Consider the following 1,247-nt stretch of genomic DNA (forward strand, 5'->3'; position numbering starts at 1 on the left):
TGACCTGCCCCCACGGTTAGGTCCGGACGTTGTGCGAGTCGTCGGTTTCCATTTGATGGGTGCACTGCCGAGCGTAGTCGGCCGGTGCGAGATAGCCCAGCGATGAGTGCCTGCGGTCGTGGTTGTACTCGGTCTTCCAGTCGCTGATCACCACGCGGGCGTGGAGCAGCGAGTAGAAGGTGTTGATGTTGAGGCACTCGTCGCGGATCCTGCTGTTGAACGACTCGATGTAGCCGTTGCGCCACGGTGACCCGGGCGGGATGTAGCTCAGGCCGGTGCGGGTGCCGGCCCAGTGCGCCATGGCCTCGCTGATCAGTTCGGGCCCGTTGTCGCAGCGCAGCGTCGCTGGGGCGCCGCGGACAGCGACGAGCGCTTCGAGGTGGTCGGTGAGCTTCGTGGCGGTGATCGAACGGTCGACCAGGCCTCCGATGCATTCGCGAGTGTGCTCGTCCACGATGGAGCAGATCTTGATCGGCCGGCCGCGTTCGTCGCTGTCGAATTGGAAGTCGACCGCCCACACCAGGTTCGGCGCCGAGGCGGAGGGCGCGTCGGCGGTGGAGGCACCCACGCGTTTGCGGCGGCGACGTTGCGGCACGCGGAGGCCCTCCTCGCGCCACAGCCGCTGGATCTTCTTGTGGTTCACCGTCCAGCCCTCTGCGCGGGCGTCGTGATACGCCCTGCGGTATCCCCATCTTGGGTGCTGCTTCGCGTACGCCCGGAGCCAGTCGCGTAATGCCCGGTCCGGGTCCGCGGCCGTTTCCCGGTGCAGGGGGCGCCGGTAGGCGGAGCGCGACAGCCCGGCCAGACGGCACGCCATCCGCTCACTCACCCGCAGTGCCCGGATCAGGTGAGCGACGGCGGCGCGGCGTCTGCCCGGGCCTAGAAGTTTCCCTCCGCCAGCTCCTTCAGTGCGGCCTTCTCGAGCTCCGCCTCGGCCAGCAGCCGCTTCAGCGTGGCGTTCTGCTTCTCGAGTTCCTTGAGTCGTTTCGCGTCGTCGGCTTTCAGCCCGCCGTACTGGTTCCGCCACCGGTAGTACGTCTGCTCGGACACGCCGAGCTCGCGACATACCGCCGCGACGTCGGCGCCATCAGCGAGCAGCCTGTCAGCCTGCCCGAGCTTACGAACCACCTGCTCCGGCGTGTGACGCTTCCTTCTGTTTGTCATGATCTGACCAGTCTCCCTGCCCGAAGCCTCGAGCAACAGGACAACTCTCACAATGACTGGACCTACAAAAGGGGGTCAGGCCA

1 protein-coding gene and 1 pseudogene are annotated in these 1,247 nt (G+C 66.7%); both read right to left on the reverse strand.

The window, feature by feature from the left end; genetic code table 11:
- Window positions 1–16: 16 nt before the first annotated feature.
- Window positions 17–1,066, reverse strand: coding sequence for an IS3 family transposase (locus CGZ91_RS04625; protein ID WP_324252651.1), 1,050 nt, complete (start codon window positions 1,064–1,066; stop codon window positions 17–19).
- Window positions 994–1,164, reverse strand: a pseudogene (locus CGZ91_RS14815) (transposase); the annotation flags it as partial. The gene CGZ91_RS04625 and the pseudogene CGZ91_RS14815, both read right to left, overlap by 73 nt.
- Between the last annotated feature and the right edge of the window lie 83 nt (window positions 1,165–1,247).

Origin of the sequence: Parenemella sanctibonifatiensis, from assembly GCF_002250565.1 — a bacterium.
Classification (GTDB): domain Bacteria; phylum Actinomycetota; class Actinomycetes; order Propionibacteriales; family Propionibacteriaceae; genus Parenemella; species Parenemella sanctibonifatiensis.

Coding starts and splice junctions, on each gene's coding strand:
- CGZ91_RS04625 (WP_324252651.1), bottom strand. CDS start 1,066: ATGTCGCGAGCTCGGCGTGTCCGAGCAGACGTACTACCGGTGGCGGAA.